Genomic DNA, 18,733 nt, shown 5'->3' with positions numbered 1-18,733 from the left:
AGATGCTATCTTACTGCTATTTACTATTTGTTTGATGCTCTTTTATGAGCGTAATTACTTCACTTCTTCGAAGTCGACGTCCGTGACGTCGGGCTGCTTGTCGGAGCCACCAGCGTTATTTGCGGCATTCGGATCCGGTTGAGGACCGCCCTGTGCTCCGGTATTCTTGTACATCTCCTCGCTTGCTGCATGAAAATGCTCGTTCAGCTCCTTCATCGCGGCGTCGATAGCATCCAAATCCTGCGCCTTGTGAGCTGATTTGAGCTTCTCAAGAGCAGCCTCTATGGGAGCCTTTTTGTCAGCCGGCAACTTATCGCCCAAGTCTTTGAGCTGCTTCTCCGTCTGGAAGATCATCGAGTCGGCCTGATTGATCTTATCAATGCGCTCTTTCTCTTTCTTGTCGGCTTCTGCATTTGCCAAAGCCTCCTCTTTCATACGCTTGATCTCATCATCGGAGAGACCACTGGAGGCTTCGATACGAATATCCTGCTTTTTGCCGGTAGCCTTGTCCAAAGCCGTAACATTGAGAATACCATTAGCATCGATATCAAAAGTCACTTCGATCTGAGGTACCCCACGTGGAGCCGGGGTAATTCCATCGAGATTGAATCGGCCAATGCTCTTGTTGTCACGAGCCAACGAGCGCTCTCCCTGCAACACATGGATCTCAACAGAGGGCTGGTTGTCCGCAGCCGTAGAGAAGACTTCGCTTTTCTTGGTCGGGATAGTCGTATTAGCATCGATAAGTCTGGTCATTACGCCACCCATCGTTTCAATACCGAGCGAAAGAGGTGTCACATCAAGCAAAAGCACATCCTTCACTTCGCCCGTAAGTACCCCACCCTGGATAGCAGCACCTACAGCTACCACTTCGTCCGGATTTACACCCTTGCTGGGAGCCTTACCGAAAATCTGCTGCACCTTGTCCTGAATAGCCGGGATACGTGTCGAACCTCCAACCAAAATCACTTCGTTTATTTCATTAGGAGAAAGACCTGCATCCTTAAGAGCCTGCTGGCATGGAGCTACACAAGCATTGATGAGCTTGTCTGCCAACTGCTCAAACTTAGCACGGCTGAGCGAAGTCACCAAGTGCTTAGGAATCCCGTTCACCGGCATGATATAGGGCAGATTGATCTCCGTACTTGTCGAAGAAGACAACTCTATCTTAGCTTTTTCAGCAGCTTCCTTGAGACGCTGCAGTGCCATAGGATCTTCACGCAGGTCAATTCCTTCCTGCGACTTGAACTCCTCGGCCAGCCAATCGATAATCACGTGGTCAAAGTCATCACCACCCAAGTGTGTATCTCCATTGGTAGACTTCACTTCAAAAACTCCATCTCCCAACTCCAGGATAGAGATGTCGAACGTACCGCCACCAAGGTCGAAGACAGCAATTTTCATATCCTTATCCGACTTGTCCAACCCATAGGCAAGAGAAGCAGCAGTAGGCTCATTCACGATACGTCTCACGGTAAGCCCTGCGATCTCTCCAGCTTCTTTGGTAGCCTGACGCTGAGCATCGTTGAAGTAAGCCGGCACGGTGATCACGGCTTCGGTCACTTCTTGTCCCAAATAGTCCTCTGCAGTTTTTTTCATCTTCTGCAGCACCATAGCGGATATTTCCTGAGGAGTATAAAGGCGACCATCAATGTCTACACGAGGAGTATTGTTCTCCCCCTTTACAACCTTAAAAGGAACTCGATCTATCTCGCGACTCACCTGATCGAAAGTCTCCCCCATGAAACGTTTGATAGAGAAGATCGTTTTTTGCGGATTGGTAATAGCCTGACGCTTGGCCGGATCGCCCACTTTGCGTTCGCCACCATCTACAAATGCAACAATAGAGGGTGTTGTGCGCTTTCCTTCACTATTGGTTATCACGATGGGTTCGTTACCCTCGAGAACGGATACGCAAGAGTTTGTCGTACCCAAGTCAATTCCAATGATTTTTCCCATAATCTGTTATTCTTTTTATTCTGATTTATTTTTCTATTCCTATGTTTGAAAGTCTCGGTTTCCAAGTCGGATCGCGGCTTTCACTTAGCTCTTTCGCAAGATGCGTGCCAAATATCACAGGGAGAAAAACGAACTGACAACTTGGCAAGGAGAAGAAACGCTCAAAAGACAAGCCAAGAGAAGTGTTCTTTCCTCAATGGTTCTTGTTACAAATCTCCGCTTTACATCGAAAAAGAGGACAGAAGTAAGGTCTTTTGACAAATTCCACCTCTCTTAGGTAGTGTAAGTTTCTTGTTTACTATCAAATAGGTATTGTGATCACCTACCTCTGCCTCTACTTTTGCTATTGTAATTGAGTGAGTAAAAAAACACTGCGCTTGTTGTGGCGCAAAGCCATTATGAAGTGATAAATCGATCGCAATTAATTGGGGCAGGCTGATCCGTGAGGACCGGCCTGCCTCGTTTTTATGGCAAATCCTCCTGGGGCCGATGCAGGGAAATACAAGGGTACCCAAAAGAAGAATGGAGGATAGCAGCACATGGAGACAAATCCAAAGTCAAAGATAATGCCATAGAAACAAGCTTGCCATAGATGAAAGCTTGAGGGGGGGGGATATCACACAACAGGGGGCATTACACAACTCAGAGATTCAGATAATTCCCTCCTCCTTAGAATGCATATTTCTGTTTATTTAAGTTCTATTAGTTTTATTTCAAAAGAGCATTTTTCAGCTCAAATTGGAGGCATTTTGAGTGTATTTTCCCTCTCTTTTTTGATGTCTATGGGAGCCGTTTTTTACTAACACGGGAGAGAATGAAATTTTTCTCCTGAGAGAATTTTCACTAACACAGGAGAGAAAAAAATTTTTCTCAGGAGAAAAAATCGGCCCTCCCAGAACGCCCTATTCATCGGCATTTCGGAGAGGCAATAGAAAGCATATAAAGGGAGGAATATTCGGTTGTCTGCAACAGTCCCTTTTCTCTCTATTTTCCTGACTTTTTCCGCAGATGGATTTTTACAAAATATATCAGATCAACAGTAGAGAAAAAGGGATCACGCCATGGTCCCCAATCGAGAAATCAAACAAAAAGAAAAGCCGGTGGAAGCATTTCTTACGAAAGCACCACCGGCCTATAAAGTAGCCGCAGTCTGGATAATCTAAACTCCGGAAGACAGGGTTTGAGTGTTCAAACAATCTTTGTAATCCGCCGGACTGTAAACAGTCTCCACCCGAAGGCAGTGCGGCCCGCCATCAACTGATGAACTAAGTCTCGGAATTATATTGAATGATGAGTTTCGCAATATCGAGACATGCGGCCTTTTTTCTACTCCCTCGTCTGTGAGCAAAGGTAGAAAAATCATCGAATAAAACAAATCGTCCGCATCAGAGATCATACAACAGGCCTCCCTCCCACTCTCTCTCCTCAACAACAGCGACATAGGCAATAAGAGAATGAGCAAAATCAGTCAGCACAATGTATCGAACGTTTCAGTACAAGAGGCGTCTCGGGGCCACATTCAAAAAGCAAATCCAAAATGGACAAATTGGGGATAAAACCTGTTCGGGCAGCATTCGTCTGATAGTAGCAAGCTGGTATAAAATAGGGATCCATCGGGGGATTCTTGGGTCTTATGGCAAACCGATAATCAAACGATTGAGAGGCAGAGGGCTGAGTTATGGGATCGGCGGCGTCCAATGTAGTACAAAAATCGGTAGTGAGTTCCAAACAGACATCAATATCAGACAGCCTGAGCAAGGTTTGCAGCATCTCAAAGTTATAGTCAAAAAGGAAGGTCCACGACCTTTCGTAGAAAGGAGCTATCTCTGGGGCGAGGTAATCGAAAAAGGCCGAAGCCCCATAAGCTGTACGAATGGCCTGCCAATGATTGTGTTGCCAATGCCCATGATCAGAAATCCGCACCTCTCGTATAGGACAGGCGGAGGAAGCTCCCGAAGCAACCGGAATACTCAAAGGCCGCATCCCTTGGGCTGTAGCAATATGACAACGCGACCGATAGGTCTGCTTAATATAGTGCTCATGCGCTTCCAGCTTCACAAGCGGAGAAGCAAACAATTTGCAGAAATACTGCACAGGGGGGGCGTAAGCTGTAGAAAGAAGCATCTTCTAAAAAAGATTGGTCAATGCTCTGAAGGCCAAATAAAAACCCCTTGTACGTCTTTGTCCGACACGATCCCGATGTGCCGAGAGTCGGGACCACTGGAAACCTTATCTGCCAATATCCAATAGTAGGACCTCAGAAAGACATAAGAAGATACCCTGTGACCATCCACAAACAAAGCTCCTGAGGAGAAAGAAGCCCTTGTCCCCAATTCTTGATGAATAGCCTCCCGATATGCTACCAAATTGACTTCATTGAGAAGTATCTCTTCTCCCTTGTGAGGTAGTTGCAAATGGTAGCGCATTTGTTGAGAGATATGGTTTGGCAACTCTCTTCCATTGATATAGAGGCCAGCCGGATCTACATAGAGCTTGTCGCCGGGAGCTGCGACTACACGGCCTACCACCTGCAATGGGTGTGAACTATCTGCGGTATAGCCGTGTGCGTGAAAAAGGACCACTCGCCCCGGCAAAGGTGTATGAACGCGAGATACCCAAGCAATACGCCCCAGAATATAGGGTGCAGGCATGGTATCTCCTCCTATTCGGATAGGGAAAATGATAAACAGACGAATGAGCAACAATACGAGCAGCGCAATACTCGCCGGGAGGATCCAACGAAGTAGCAAGTTCCTTTTCGCCTGCGCATCCATATCAATCTAGAGTTCTTCGCTTATCTCTACTTGCTCGAAACCGAACGCATCATTCTACTCCAACGAATCTTACCGCCAAAAAGGCTCTTCTTGTCTTTGTCAAGTGAAAGCCATACCAGCTTCGGTTTCCCCACAATGTGATCCTCCGGTACAAAACCCCACGAACGGCTGTCGGCTGAGTTGTGTCTGTTGTCCCCCATCATGAAGTAGTAATCCATCTCGAAAGTGTACTCCTTGGCTGGTTTACCGTCTATGAGGATCTCACCCTTGCCATTGACAATCAGCTTATGCCCCTCATAGTTTTTGATGCAACGAGAGTACAAAGCCAAATTCTCGGGGGTTAGCTCAATCTTATCTCCACGTTTAGGGATATAGATCGGCCCATAATTGTCCCGACTCCAACCGGTCTCCCAATCGAGCGGATAGAGCAGACCGGCACCTCCGTCAGATTCCACTCGGATAGATACAACCTCGGGCAGGGCATTCAGTTTTCGCTTCATCTCTTCTGTAAGCGGGAAGTGGTACACAGTGCCGTATCCTTGCTCTCCTATGGAGTCCAAACCAAGCAGAGAAGCCTGCATTTGGCCTTCGGCATTATTGGGCAGGAAATAAAAATCATCATCGCTGATATCCAATTCATCTTTCAGGTAATCCCGATTGAGGGGAGATCGAGTCTGCACCCAATAGTTGAGCTGCATCTTCTCGGGATTTTGGTCTGGTTTGCCGTTTATGTAAACCTGATTGTCCCGCACCTCCAGATTATCGCCCGGCATACCCACACAGCGTTTGACATAGTGGTCTCTGCGATCCACAGGGCGATAATGCACCTCGCCATATATACTGGGATTTGCCCATATGGAGGCCCGGCCTTGCAGTTTGCACCAGGTGTAATAGTCGGGGTTAGGCTTATGCACGCAAACCGTATCTCCAGCAGGGAAATTGAAAACGACAAGATCGTGACGCTCCACCTGCCCCAAACCTTTGATCCGACGATAGGGATAGAAAGGCTTATCCGAATAGGACTTCCCCCCACCGAGCCACTGTGGCATCGTGTTGTGGGTAAGAGGGAATGCCAAAGGCGTGTTGGGTGTTCGTGGGCCATAGCTAAGTTTGCTCACCAATACATAGTCCCCCACAAGCATCGTCTTTTCCAAAGAAGAGGAAGGGATCACGAAATTCTGGAAAAGGTAAACAGTGATGATATACAAGCCCACCAAACAAAAGAGAATATCCCCCGTCCAAACTACCACGCTGCGAAGGGTCTTATTCTTGATCCCCTTGTACCAATCCCAATCGACAAAACGAGTAAAGTAGAAGTCGATCAACAAAGGCAAACAAAGCAGCCACCAAAGGCTATCCCAAACAACGAGTAGCAGTAAACCTGCAAGAGCTATAATACCCCAAATCGCTCTTCTGAGCGGCATTTTTCCGAAGAGTTTAGTCATCGTAATGTACGCTAATTATTATCCTTGTTTTATTCCAAGAAGCTCTGCCATAGAGAGGAACCCCCGATGGGTAGTCGCATATTCGGCTGCCATCACAGCTCCCTGTGCAAAACCGTCTCTGGAGAAAGCCTCATGTCTGATAGAGATCTTATCGATCTGTGAGGTGTAACAAACCTCATGAATACCACAAACCTCTCCCTCTCGATCAGCCGATATGCCAATCGTATTGCTCAGGAGAGGAGATTGACCATCCTCGACTAAAGACCAATCCGAATACAAACGATTGTTATCTATCAAGTCATTAGCCAAACTCACCGCTGTACCACTTGGTTTATCCAGCTTATGAGTATGGTGTACCTCGTGTATCGCTGGCTGATAATCCGGGTAGGCACTCATCATAGAGGCCAACTGGCGGTTAAGAGCAAAAAGCATATTCACTCCTGGGCTGAAATTAGAAGCATAGAAGAATGTGCATTCTCTTTCCTCACACAAGCATCTAAATTCTTCCAACAAATCTCTGGTCATAAACCCCGTGCTACCAGAGACCAGTGGTAGACCTTTATCCAAAATACGTTTGCAATTGGCCTCTGCCATTGCCGGGCCGGTAAATTCGACAACGACATCGGCTTGAGATAACAGTGGGGAGAGGAACTTCACTTCCTCATCCTTATCTATGGTTAGCAATATGGTATGGCCTCTACGCAAAGCCTCTGCCTCTATGGCGTGCCCCATACGTCCGTAGCCTATCAGTACTATCTTCATTGCTCTATTTGTTTTTTCTCTGTCTTGATGCTGCAAAAGGGGACTCCCCCCTCCTCCCGGGTTTTTCTCTTATTTTTTTGCACGAGACGATCGGCAACAATCGAATATCACCCTGCAACAATCGGCATCCACGTTCCGTCCCTCTCCGAAAGAGACAGAGCGATCTCGGAAGCGTCTTACCACCTCATCCTCTATCTCACGACCGATACCGGCATCCTCCAGTCGGGTAGGCAATCCCAAGGAACAGAAAAAGTCTTCGGTAAGCTCTATAGCCCGGTCTATCCGTTCATCTTCCGTACCCACATGAAGGTTCCACACACGCTCGGCATATTGCAGGAGTTTTTGCCTTTTCTGTTCTCGAAGAACACGCATCATGGCCGGCAGGACGATCACCAAAGATGCTCCATGAGTAAGGCCACTCAGGGCTGTAATCTCATGCCCGATCATATGTGTAGCCCAATCTTGGGTTACCCCCCAGGCTATCATCCCATTGAGGGCTGCCGTAGCGGAAACCATATAGTCACACATCAGGTCATAGTCATCATGCCGCTTCACAAGAGAAGGAGCGATCTCGATCACCGTACTCAACACTCCTTCTGCAAAGCGATCCATCACCCGACTCTCACCACAGAGCGTGAGATACTGCTCTATGACATGGACAAAAGCATCAGCCAAGCCACAAGCGACCTGGTGACTACTCAAAGAATAGGTCACTTTGGGATCTAAAATGGAAAAAACAGGATGTGCGCTACTGAACGCAAATTTCTCTTTCGTGTCGGCACGAGAAATCACCGCACCACTATTCATCTCGGAGCCGGTAGCCGGAACAGTAAGCACCGTGCCAAAAGGCTTTGTCTGCTCGGCTTTCTTAGACAAAACAATCTCCCAGGCATCCATATCCGTACAAAGAGCAGCCACAATCAACTTGGTGGCATCGATCACCGAACCTCCACCTACTGCCAGCACGAAATCCACAGACGCTCGCTTTCCCTGCTCCACAGCTCTACGTATCGTCTCTACACAAGGATTAGGCTCTATGCCCCAAAATTCCGTATGAGGGATATTGCCAATGGCAGCTTTCACTTGTTCGTACACACCATTCTTTCTGACACTTCCTCCGCCAAAGACGATCATAAGGCTACGACAACCGGAGGGTATCAAATCAGGTAGCTTGGCAATACGGCCCTCGCCGAAAACAAGTCTGGTGGGGCAGTAGTATTCAAAATTGCGCATATACGGTACAGATTGCTTTTATATTCAGGCACTAAGGTACAACATTCATGCTTAGTAAACAGAGACAAACAAAGGGCATGAATACACAGATAAAACGGAACAGTACCAGAGCAGGGGCGCAGCAACACAACGCTCCAACGTGTCCATAGCACCTGCAAAGTCGAAAATCAAAGAGGAGACAAGAACATAAGGCTGTAATACACTAAACTTCGAGAAGCCATGGGTGGGAGACAGAAGGTAAAGCAGTACATAAAGTTGGACATTAAGAATTCATCAAACGATACATATTTACGCATGGTACGCATGGTAGAAGATAAGGACAGAAGAGATTTGTGCAGCTATCAGGTCAGCTCGCCCGCATATTTACACATGGTCGGAGATAAAGCCGTCTGCGAAAGCTAAACACTGAGGATTCATCAAATGATACGTATCTGCACATAGTCGAAGGAGGCCGTGTCACTTACTGGATATGCCAAAGGGGGCACCTCGATTCATTCCCATATTTGTGCAGTACATTGTCTACCCTTGAACTTTTGGGTTGGGTTATAAGAGGCGTCTCGGTTCATTCCTATATTTGCGCAGTACATTGTCAGCCCTTGAACTTTTGGGTTGGGTTATAAGAGGCACCTCGATTCATTCCCATATTTGTGCAGTACATTGTCTACCCTTGAACTTTTGGGTTGGGTTATAAGAGGCGTCTCGGTTCATTCCTATATTTGCGCAGTACATTGTCAGCCCTTGAACTTTTGGGTTGGGTTATAAGAGACGTCTCGGTTCATTCCTATACTTGTACCACCGATTGTATTCAAAAACAAAGAGGGTGTGCCGAGAGGAATTTTCAGCACCCCCTTTCTTAAGAGTTGTTTTTCAGCACACAACCGATAGACTGGTTGTATCGATAAAATATTTAGTTATCTTTGCACCGCAAAAGTGCCAAGGGGATGCAGACGGTGTTCTGTTCTTTCGGAGGTTCTGGAGAGATGGCAGAGTGGTCGATTGCGGCGGTCTTGAAAACCGTTGAGGTGAGAGCCTCCGGGGGTTCGAATCCCTCTCTCTCCGCAAACAAGGGTGTAAATCAGCGAGTTACGCGATTTGCACCCTTTTCTACACCCAAAAATGTAAAGTTGGGTGTTTTCATTTTAATAAGCCAGAAGTCAGCACTTCATCTTTTCGTATATCGCCTACTATGGCTATACGGGATCATTTTGGGAACATTAAGCCCACTGACCTTTAGCATACTGTTAAAAATCAGTGGGCTTATTCGTTACGTTGTCAATCTTGAAAAGATGAATTCTTATTGAGCCAAGTATTCAGGATGATTATAAACGTATGACAATGTAAATTCGAATATATACTCGTTTACAACTTCTTTTACTTGAATAGGCAACATCAATTTGATTGTCTGGCCTTCAACTTTCTGACTTGCGTTTGCATACAAAGATTTGCTTGTCCACTCTTTCAAGGTTTTATTATAATAAACTTTATCAGTTGGTGCTGCTAAATCTTCAAGTTTTGCGCCCTTGATAATAGTGGATGCAGGTTGATCAGCTTCTCTTTGTGAGTACTTGATTCCTGTGTGCATAACTTTTGAAGTGCTACCATCAACATCAACAAACACAGCTTCATTCCACACAACCTTCAATGTGTTATCGGAAACATTCTTCAGAATAAAGTTGAATTGTGCACTACCAGCAAAAATAAGAATATCAATGAAGTTGTCTTCATAGCTGTACTTTGTAATATCCTTTTCAGTTACATTGGTCGTTTTGCCATATCTTACAGCAGGATTAGAAGGCTTTTCAACCTTTGTGAGGGCTGCAACAAATTTTCCTGAATCATCATACTTGAAAGCTTCTGATTGTGCATAAGTTGCGTTGATATCCTTAGTTGTGCCATCAATAGAATTCTTTACTGTGTAGAACTTCATAAGTTCTTTACGATAACTTGCGTTATAATCTTCCTTCTTGAACACATTTACAACAGTATATGTGCATTTGAATTTAGGATTAGTGAAAGTTTTGCCTAGATCATTCAAGTCGTCAATGTTAGCAACATCATAATTTATGATTTTGCCATCAGCCTTATCTTTCAAGACAAAATAAGCTTGAGGATATTTGTGGTCGCTATATGATGAACCTTGTTGTGGTTGCATAATAACATCAATAACTTCTAATTTAGTTGGGCTATCTGCTTTTTCAGGAAAAACTTTGCCAATATACTTTGACTTATCACCTTTAAATTTTTCTGACAGGAACAAAGGGATAGAATATCTATCAGTGATGCAATAACAATACTTGTCAAAAGAATAGTATTCATCTTGATTGTTTACAATCATCTTAACCTTGTTTTTTGTTCCTTTTTCAAGAAGTATCCAAGTCATTCGCTTGTCATTTCCACTAATCTTTGAAATAACATAGTCTGTGTTGAATTTACCACCTGCATCTTGGAAATACTTGGTGTCCACATAGCCTCCACCTTCTTTTTCAGGAAGATACTGAACAACTTGACCAACATATGTTTGTTGGTATTGTGCAACTGAGGCAAAATGTTGAATGCCATAAATACCAAAATTGGCTTCTGGGTGATCTCCTGCAAAAGCATTTGTTGTAAATCCGACTATGAACATTACAACAAGTAATAGATTTTTGAGTTTTACCATGGTTTTAAAATTTTATTGTTAATATTAAGTGTCTGAGATATTTGAAGAAGGGTTTCAAATTTTTTTTGAGTTCGATTGCAAATATACGAATTAACTGAGTTAACTTTTATCCAACTTCTTTGCAAGCCATGTTTGAGTTATGCCTCGCTTCTTCAAATGCTCCTTGATAAAGCTGCTAAAGTTCTCACTGATAAAACGGTAGAAGAGTGTTCCCAGCACAAATTGCTTAAAGTCCCGCCCATCTACTGCACCTCTCTCCTTATTGGCTATCTTCCAAATGGTGGCTTGCAAGGCTTCTCTCTGTTGGTTGTCCCCCATAAATTACTAAAATAGCTTTGCTAATTAACGACTACAAAGGTACGAAGAAGCTAGCAGAGGGGCGAGGGGATTTCCCTATTTAACACTGAAAACCAAGGTGTGAGCCCCTAAGGGGCAAAATATCGCGAGAGGCTCAGGGGCGGTGATGCTCTGCGAGCCTCTTTTTATGTAAACTGAATCGTGCCAAGCAGGATACAGAGCATCCTATGCAACTAATTCGTCGCAGCATATCTGTTTAAATTTTGGAGAATTGACAAATGTTGCTATTTCATCGTACTCAGGCATTTTCTTGGATTGCTCGAATATTTCGCATAATCTCCCCTCATCCCTACTACTCGTGCAACCGAAGCATAGAAACAAGGTTAAACCAAGAAAAAAAGATAAGTCGTATTTTCATGATGTGTCTAATAATTTTCTTTTTGCGGACTGTCCTTGTCAAACCAAAATTGCTGCCAAAGAAAATCCTCCATTCTTCCGGGTAGGAGGTATGCATTTTCCATACAGAACATTTCGGGAACGATGTTTTTTTCATCGTAATCAAGATATTTCTTCTTTTGGTTTTCTTTGTGATATACAAATGCAATGCCTTCGGGCATATATACCGTTCCTCCGATGTTTATACGAATCATCGAAGCCGTATCGGATTGATTCGATAGGAGATCTGAATATTGCTCAAGGGGAAAAGGCTGCACGGTGTCAATCTTTACTCTCCATCCGCCTTCCTTTCGTGTTAGCTCACCAAAACACAGCATAATAGAACCGATAGCTTGGGGTTCTACATCCAAATCTTTCATTTTCAAATCCATGGTATAGAACACCGCACATGTATCACGTGTCGGATAAAAATAGGCCGTCCGAAAATCAATGGAAACCGAATTCCGCCAACTCGGACACAGCCCTTCCAAGGTTGCATTGGCAAATTCATCACAACATATTTGTTTAAACTCCAATGAATTTACAAATGCTGCAACTTTGGTGTATTCGGGTGCACGTTTCGATTGCTCGAAAATTTCGTACAAACGTTTCTTTTCCGCTCGATTAGCACAACTGACTGCAGAGAGCAATAATACAAAAAAGGAAATGGCATACAATATTTTTTTCATTTCTCAGTCTTTTTCCAATTTATCTATCCGTCTCTTGTCTCATCTTTTCTTTCTCTAATTTATAGTTTTTATTTGTTGTAATATATCCCTATTCCGGCATGGGCGATATTCTCTGCTCTACTTTCTGTCTTTTTCCCATGTAAGAGATTTCTACTATAAAATATCACGGCAGACTTACCGACGCATACTTGGAGAATAACCCTTGGTAGACGGTGATATGAACTTCTTTGTTTAGCAATGGTCCGAATTGCTCGGCTTTCCCCTCGAATCTGTATTGTTCGCCTCTGCTTTCTACCGAAACCCTCACAAAGCGGTTGTCACTACCTCTCCCCTCCTTACTTAAAACAGCTTTTCCCTCGAAGACCACTTTATGATATAGGGCATTTATATTGGAATACAAGCTTGGTTGAGAGAAATATATAACGGTAATTAGCATAATCAGGAAAACAATCCATTTTGTGAATTTTTCATTGGAATGGGATGTTACAGGACGTATTGTATTCCATAACATTCGCAAAGAAGCATCCTTTGTTATAGCAATTAAATAGACAAGCCATAATGTGATGACAAGAAGTAAGCTTATTAACCATGTATAAACAATTGGAATTTCGGATAAGAACAATTCTTCTTTCGCCACATTGGATATGGTTAAAATGGCAAGCCAAAATAGGGTAAATCCTAATAGAAAAAGGAGACTCCTAAGGATTAGCTGCGTAAATTTTAGAGACCGCTCTTGCTCTGCTTTCCGGGCTTTTCCCATGTAAGAGATTTCTGCGATTAAATATCACGGCTGACTTAGCAACGCATACTTGGAGAATAACCCTTGGTAGACGATGATATGAACTTCTTTGTTTAGTAACGGTCCGAATTGTTCAGATTTCCCTTCAAACCTGTATTGTTCGCCTCCACTTTCCACGGAAACCCTCACAAAGCGATTGCCACTACCTCTCCCATCTTCGTCTAAAACAGCCTTTCCCTCGAAGACAACTCCATGACATATGGTGTTTACTCTTCGATATGCGTAATCGAAAGATGTATGTCCGGTAATAGTAATAAATGCTATCACTAAATAATGCCAAACACTTATACCATGTTTATCTCCGAATGCACCCGCTGGTCGTACGAGAATTCTCAGCCCTTTTAATGTTTTAATCCCGATAACGCAGTAGCTGTACAAAACTATCACACATAATATTGCTAATGCATAGAAGATACTAATGCAATAATGAGAGTCTGTGTACAGATACATATCTTTGGAACCGTACAGTATAGCACAACCTTTTAATAGTAAAAAGGGAAGTACAAACACAGTGATGGCCAGTTTACTATTTCTTGCAAGCATAAATCTTAGTTTGTTTTTTTGTGCGGTTTTCCGGATTATTCTCATCCCTCAAGTCAATTTGCATTTTCTTGTCAAAATACTCAGCAATACCTGTCATTATTGCAAAAAAGGCTGTTTGTCCCCAAGCAATTCTTGTATAGCTTTTTAAAGATTGTCTACACACCCTACTTTGATATCTTCGCGACAATGTTTGCCTACGACTTTTCGCATATTTCTTAGCTCTGCTGTTTCGTTTCTGAGATATAGTCTTTTGTCTATTGTAGTGTGGACTTTTCTTTCCTCTTCTGTATTTGTGAATGGGATTTTTTTCTTTATACTCTTTTGCTTGGTTTTCTTGGTATTTATCTAACCTATCCCTTACCTCTGTATTTTTTTCTTTTTGCAAGATTTTGCTCTCTTCTTCTACCATAATAGGATCGGAAGAAAGGTCTCCGACACTGAAAGATTGCTTCAAAGCCCCCTCTTCCCCAACCATAATATCCGTGCAAAAATCTGTTGCAATAGATATGGGGACGGATAGAATACTCCCCTTGATAACCTCGAAAGTTACCCTTTGGACACCCTTTAGAAATCCATTAGTAATCAAAGAAGAACCCAAAGCTCTTCCCATGAAAGCTGCCCCAAGTATCTCTACCGAGTTTCTTAGCCAATTATTATGCAAAGCTCTACTGGCTGTGGCCTCATCGTAAAAAATCGTAATATCTCCACCCATTAAGGCACAGGTCAGCCTAGAATTTTCAGTCAGCGCGCACTGCCCTTTCAGCTTCACTCGAGGATGAACCATATTCCATTTTCCACCTTGTAATGCCACCCAACAAAGTAATTGGCCGAGTGACAAGGCTGCGAGCATCCCGATTAAGAAAGCTGCCAGGACTGCTACGATGAAGGGAGCTGCAATCAGTATCGCCGCAATTAGTGCGGCTAATACACCTGCCCATTTACAGGCAAAGTTTGTAGGCTTGTCCTCTTCTGTCGCCATCAATTGCCCTCCGGCAATACGTACCCCCCGGTCTTTTACTAATAGCTTGGCAGGTCTGAATCCATTGGTGCAAATCAGCGATACCCCCTCGTGAACGTATGCTTCCTTACTCATTTTTGTTCTCCTCTTCTGATTTCTCTTCCGGTACTATTCGCTCTATTTCCAATCGCTGAAAGGCATTCATGTTGTTATTGACCAATTCTTCGATCTGAATATCCGCAAAGTTGAGAATGGAATCTTCTTTTCCGATGGCATACATGGCATTGATCATCACATCGTATCTGTCGAAAGCTTCTTTGAGAAAGGGATATTCTTCCTTGTATCTTCGTTGCAAGGTATTTCTATCAAGCAAAATCTTGTTTGCCTGAGACTCCACTTTTACCAGATATTCGTTCGTCTCTTTGTCTTCCGTTATTGTCAGCGTGGTGCGCAGAGGAATTTTTTCCCCTGAAATCAACATCGATATGAGGTGATGCTCTTGCTGCATTTCATATGTCTTCTCAGGAAGAAACATACGCCCATACAGCGGAAAAAACAAATAGGAATGAAAAACGGACTTGTTCAGCTCTTCTTCTAAGGGGTATGAGTTTGAAAATTCCTGATCTCCCTTATTGATTATCTCTTGCATTTGACTGCTGGGTATTTCTGACAAGAGAGGATTATTCTTCAAACCCTCTTTAAGTCTTTCCCATTTTTCTCTTAGTTGTTTGCGATTTTCTACTCTGTAGATAGTGCCGTGTGGTGTAAGGCTGAGCTCCAAATAATCTTTTAAGCGGACAACGGATTCAAGCAATCCTCCAAATTTTCCTTTCAAGCCTATCCCGTCATCGAAGTCGTTATCGGTGATCTGTAGTGTGCAAAATGGATATATAACACCGGATTCTTCTATGCTCAAATCAAATTTCTGATTTTGTGTGAATGTGGCGAGCGGAGCGTTGTTGATCTCGATTTCTGTCAAATGACTACTTGTGTAAGTTCGAGAAGCTTTTGACTTTGTAAGAAAGAGGATTTGCATTTCCTTTTCGTCTTCATCGGAAAGCTCTTTCTGTCCTGTTTCTACAACAAGAAACTCCAAGCCTCGGGGAATTTCATTCCCAAGGATAAGATCTTGAAAATCGCAATGTGTGTTATGAAAGTTTTTCAATCTAATAGGAGTCGTGTTCCTTTCAGATGCGATTTTTTCTAGAGAGTCTCCTTTTTTGATTGTGTATCGGATTAACTGCATATCCTATCTCTTAATTCATTTCTATTTCTCCTTTTACATCGATCTTCGCTCCTTCGATTGTGATCTTCCCATCAGAGAGTGTTATCTTGCTGCTTCCTACATTGATTGTTATAGTTTTTTTCCCGACTATGTCTATAACTCCCTCGTTATTCAGGGAAAAAGTTGCAAAGGGAGGGGGTGGAGGCGTATTATCGTTTGGAGTATCCTTTTCCTTTGGCAATTTAGGAACGATTTCGATAGACACTTTTTCCTTGGCACTGACGGAGTGGGTTTTCGTGGCCTTGATAATAGCATTTCCATCTTTATCGAATCGCTGAAAGACAGCTCCCTCAGGAGAGGCAAGTACAACAGAACCATTTGCCCCATTCAACCTAAGGTAGTTGCCACTACGAGAGGAAAAACTTTTGACCTTGTTGTCAGTACCTCCTCCCTTTCCACTTTTGCCGTGAAAGAGACTGCCCGTGACATAAGGGCGGTGGGGATCGCCATATTCGAAGCCGACCATCACCTGGTCGCCCTCCTCCGGAATCGATACAAATCCTCTGTTTGCTGTAACCGTGCCACTCGTACCTGCATCGGGAGTCTGAACTCGGATCCAGTTCGTAGACAACCCCTTCGGTTTTTGCCAGTCGAACTGCACCCTGACCCGTCCCTGTCCATTCGGATCCTTGTTGTCCGAAACGGTAGCCATCTCCGGATAAGCTTTTACTTCCGGGGCATAGGCTTCAGGTACACAGTCGATCAGAGCAGGCGAGGCTGTGAACCAATTGGTGTAGTCCCCATTCTTCTCAATCCGGTGGCACAAGGAGGTGATGCGGTATTTTCCGAGGGCAGGAACATCCATGCGTTCAGGGAACAACACATCTATGACTCCACCCAGACGCAGACGACAGGTCTTGGTCGTTCCTTCTATTCGCAGCATCCGCCCCACGGCATCCGCCTCACGCTGTGCAGCCAGATCCGACAAGTTGAATTCGGTATAGACCGGAGAATTCGAGGGTAGAGTTCCTTTCTCGGGAAACAGACGATCCGACCGGCGGGCAATGTTTTCGATCAACGGATTACCTCCGGGAACAGACTCCTCGGAAGGGAAGCGCAGGAATTTGTCATCGGCCGCAACGTAGTCGTAATGGGCATATCTTCGAGGAATGGCAGAGGCACAAGTGCGCAGACTAACGATATCACTGTCGAAAAAGAGTTTTTCGCAGTCTGCCGTGTGTGGCGCACCGAAGAAGAGAGTACGACCATCGTAGAAAAAAGGCTCTCCATATATACGGGAGAGTCGGTTAAGAAACTCGAAGCCACTCTCCCGGTACTGCACTGAATAAGGCAATACTCCTTTGTAGCGGGGATTGCATTCGACCTTAAAGTAAGCCTCCTTTGTTACCTCGGAAACGATATCCGTCAACTGTCGATCGACGAAAGAGTGCATACCCGGTGCTCCATCGAGACTCATGGCGTCACCACGTCCGATGATCCTGACACGATTCGATCGATGTCGAAAAAAACTGCTTCCTATCCCGTCATTTTCCCATGCATCGATGCGTACATCGGTCACCCATCCGGAGAATTCGTACGAATCTTTGGATGTGAGATGTTCGAATCGGATCAGCGTTCTAGCTCCGATCAGGCTCATGAGCTTTTCGGGAGTCTCTTTCCAGAGCTCGTCCTGTGAGAGGTATTCGCGAACGACCTCAAAGTGGTGGCATGAGTTCATGGGCTGTTCGAGGGTCAGAGATTCGAATAGAAACTCTTCTCCATCGAAGCGAACTTTAGGTTTGACTGGATTTAAGGGAGGGAAAGTGCTCTTCTGATGTGTATAAGAATTGCCGAAGTTCATTGGCTATAGAGGTATTTATTACTGTTCTTGCTGCGAAAGGTAGGGATTTTCCACACAGATTAGGAGCAATTTTTCCGAAAGTTGTATTCTGTAATTTCCGCATAAAAAATTATTATCTCTTCCTTCTTAGTCTTTTTGTCAGGGTTGACGCATTAAAATTGCATTGTGCTTAGTTATTGTGGGTTCATTGCTGAAGATAGGTCGCCAAATCATTACCCGCTTAAATTCATAACTCATAAGGCTATCAGTAGCCAATTACTTAGACCTAAATAATACCAAGTTACGAGCAGAGGAGAGAGAGGATTTTACTATTTAATGCTGGAAATAAAGGTTGGAGGCTCAAGAGGGCGAAACGGGGCGAGAGGCTTTGGGACGGTGGTGCTCTGCGAGCCTCTTTTTGAGAGAAAATGATAATCCTTACCTTCATATCCAAATTCAGCAGCGGTAGCTCGCTTAAGGAAATCCGTTGTAAAGAAGGATTAAAATAACGTGTGATACCATTATGAAATATTTCAATCGACAATATCTATTTTATAAGTTTTTACTAATTAGCCTATTAGTTTGTAGTTCCACCTCTCTTCTTGCCCAACACAACCCCACCGAACAACAGCTTCTCCAGCATCACCTTGTTCAGCATGAACTTGCCCAATACCAGTCTGCCCAGCACAATCTTGCTCAGGATAATCTTGCCCAGCATCACCTCCTCCAACACAACCTCACTCAGGATAATCTCACCCAGTATCACCTCCTCCAACACAACCTCGCCCGACACCATCTCGCCCTGCACAGTCTTGCCCAACACAACTCCATACAAAACGAAACAATCCGAAGCGAGTATAGCCATATCACAGCTTCCTTCTCTTTCCCTTTAGGAAACAGTCAGCTCGACCGAGCGGAAAATTCTGGGGATAATAAAAAATGGGAATGCAACTTCGACCAAGCCAAGGATTACCCGGAGCAATGGCAAGGTAATCTCGATCATTTTTGTATAAAACAGGGTCGACTACTTCACAAGGGCCTCGAAATAAATGGATCTCGACTTTCCTACCTCAACTCCTCAACTCCAATAGACAAATACATGTCTTGGGAGGGAA

Annotated in this window: 15 protein-coding genes and 1 tRNA gene; 1 reads left to right on the top strand and 15 read right to left on the bottom strand. The window is 44.2% G+C overall.

Features of this window, described 5'->3' with window-relative positions:
- Window positions 1-54 precede the first annotated feature (54 nt).
- The 6 genes from dnaK to DQN70_RS03995 all read right to left on the bottom strand — a co-directional run bounded on the left by dnaK (window position 55) and on the right by DQN70_RS03995 (window position 8,173).
- Entirely contained in the window at window positions 55-1,959 is a 1,905-nt protein-coding gene (dnaK, locus tag DQN70_RS04020; protein ID WP_023938048.1) for a molecular chaperone DnaK, read from the bottom strand.
- A 1,464-nt stretch (window positions 1,960-3,423) separates the two neighbouring features.
- A complete protein-coding gene (locus DQN70_RS04015; RefSeq protein ID WP_023940135.1) occupies window positions 3,424-4,083 on the bottom strand; it encodes a WbqC family protein in 660 nt (219 codons plus the stop codon).
- A gap of 17 nt (window positions 4,084-4,100) precedes the next feature.
- Window positions 4,101-4,733, bottom strand: a complete 633-nt coding sequence (lepB, locus tag DQN70_RS04010; protein ID WP_023938054.1) for a signal peptidase I — start codon at window positions 4,731-4,733, stop codon at window positions 4,101-4,103.
- Between the two features lie 26 nt (window positions 4,734-4,759).
- Complete coding sequence (gene lepB / locus DQN70_RS04005) at window positions 4,760-6,178, bottom strand: signal peptidase I (RefSeq protein ID WP_023938055.1); 1,419 nt, start codon at window positions 6,176-6,178, stop codon at window positions 4,760-4,762.
- A gap of 18 nt (window positions 6,179-6,196) precedes the next feature.
- A complete protein-coding gene (gene dapB / locus DQN70_RS04000; RefSeq protein ID WP_023940138.1) occupies window positions 6,197-6,940 on the bottom strand; it encodes a 4-hydroxy-tetrahydrodipicolinate reductase in 744 nt (247 codons plus the stop codon).
- A 69-nt stretch (window positions 6,941-7,009) separates the two neighbouring features.
- Entirely contained in the window at window positions 7,010-8,173 is a 1,164-nt protein-coding gene (locus DQN70_RS03995; protein ID WP_023938057.1) for an iron-containing alcohol dehydrogenase, read from the bottom strand.
- Between the two features lie 974 nt (window positions 8,174-9,147).
- Between DQN70_RS03995 and DQN70_RS03990 the strand changes: the two genes are divergently transcribed.
- Window positions 9,148-9,232 (top strand) — tRNA-Ser (locus DQN70_RS03990).
- A gap of 235 nt (window positions 9,233-9,467) precedes the next feature.
- On the opposite strand, the gene DQN70_RS03985 is transcribed toward DQN70_RS03990, so the two are convergent.
- The 9 genes from DQN70_RS03985 to DQN70_RS03945 all read right to left on the bottom strand — a co-directional run bounded on the left by DQN70_RS03985 (window position 9,468) and on the right by DQN70_RS03945 (window position 18,483).
- Complete coding sequence (locus tag DQN70_RS03985) at window positions 9,468-10,832, bottom strand: hypothetical protein (RefSeq protein ID WP_023940146.1); 1,365 nt, start codon at window positions 10,830-10,832, stop codon at window positions 9,468-9,470.
- A 99-nt stretch (window positions 10,833-10,931) separates the two neighbouring features.
- The gene (locus DQN70_RS09700; protein WP_023940147.1) at window positions 10,932-11,150 is read right to left on the bottom strand and encodes a type I restriction-modification system subunit M N-terminal domain-containing protein; all 219 of its coding nucleotides are present in this window, start codon (window positions 11,148-11,150) and stop codon (window positions 10,932-10,934) included.
- Between the two features lie 404 nt (window positions 11,151-11,554).
- Window positions 11,555-12,253: a hypothetical protein gene (locus tag DQN70_RS03975; RefSeq protein WP_042225856.1), complete on the bottom strand. Its 699-nt coding sequence runs from the start codon at window positions 12,251-12,253 to the stop codon at window positions 11,555-11,557.
- A 163-nt stretch (window positions 12,254-12,416) separates the two neighbouring features.
- Complete coding sequence (locus tag DQN70_RS09450) at window positions 12,417-12,689, bottom strand: hypothetical protein (protein WP_145980598.1); 273 nt, start codon at window positions 12,687-12,689, stop codon at window positions 12,417-12,419.
- 348 nt (window positions 12,690-13,037) lie between these two features.
- Window positions 13,038-13,502, bottom strand: a complete 465-nt coding sequence (locus tag DQN70_RS09580; protein WP_148292443.1) for a hypothetical protein — start codon at window positions 13,500-13,502, stop codon at window positions 13,038-13,040.
- A 76-nt stretch (window positions 13,503-13,578) separates the two neighbouring features.
- Window positions 13,579-14,688 (bottom strand): PAAR-like protein, encoded by a 1,110-nt coding sequence (locus DQN70_RS03960; protein WP_023940150.1) that lies wholly within the window; start codon window positions 14,686-14,688, stop codon window positions 13,579-13,581.
- Entirely contained in the window at window positions 14,681-15,718 is a 1,038-nt protein-coding gene (locus tag DQN70_RS03955) for a hypothetical protein (protein WP_160216330.1), read from the bottom strand. The genes DQN70_RS03960 and DQN70_RS03955 overlap by 8 nt, the downstream gene beginning before the upstream one ends.
- Window positions 15,719-15,809: 91 nt before the next feature.
- Window positions 15,810-17,639: a phage baseplate assembly protein V gene (locus tag DQN70_RS03950; RefSeq protein ID WP_111759330.1), complete on the bottom strand. Its 1,830-nt coding sequence runs from the start codon at window positions 17,637-17,639 to the stop codon at window positions 15,810-15,812.
- 556 nt (window positions 17,640-18,195) lie between these two features.
- On the bottom strand, window positions 18,196-18,483 hold the full coding sequence (locus tag DQN70_RS03945; protein ID WP_023939869.1) for a hypothetical protein: 288 nt from the start codon (window positions 18,481-18,483) through the stop codon (window positions 18,196-18,198).
- Window positions 18,484-18,733: the final 250 nt, after the last annotated feature.

This window comes from Porphyromonas crevioricanis, assembly GCF_900476255.1.
Classification (GTDB): Bacteria; Bacteroidota; Bacteroidia; order Bacteroidales; family Porphyromonadaceae; genus Porphyromonas; species Porphyromonas crevioricanis.
This window is presented reverse-complemented; position numbering and strand designations above follow the sequence as displayed.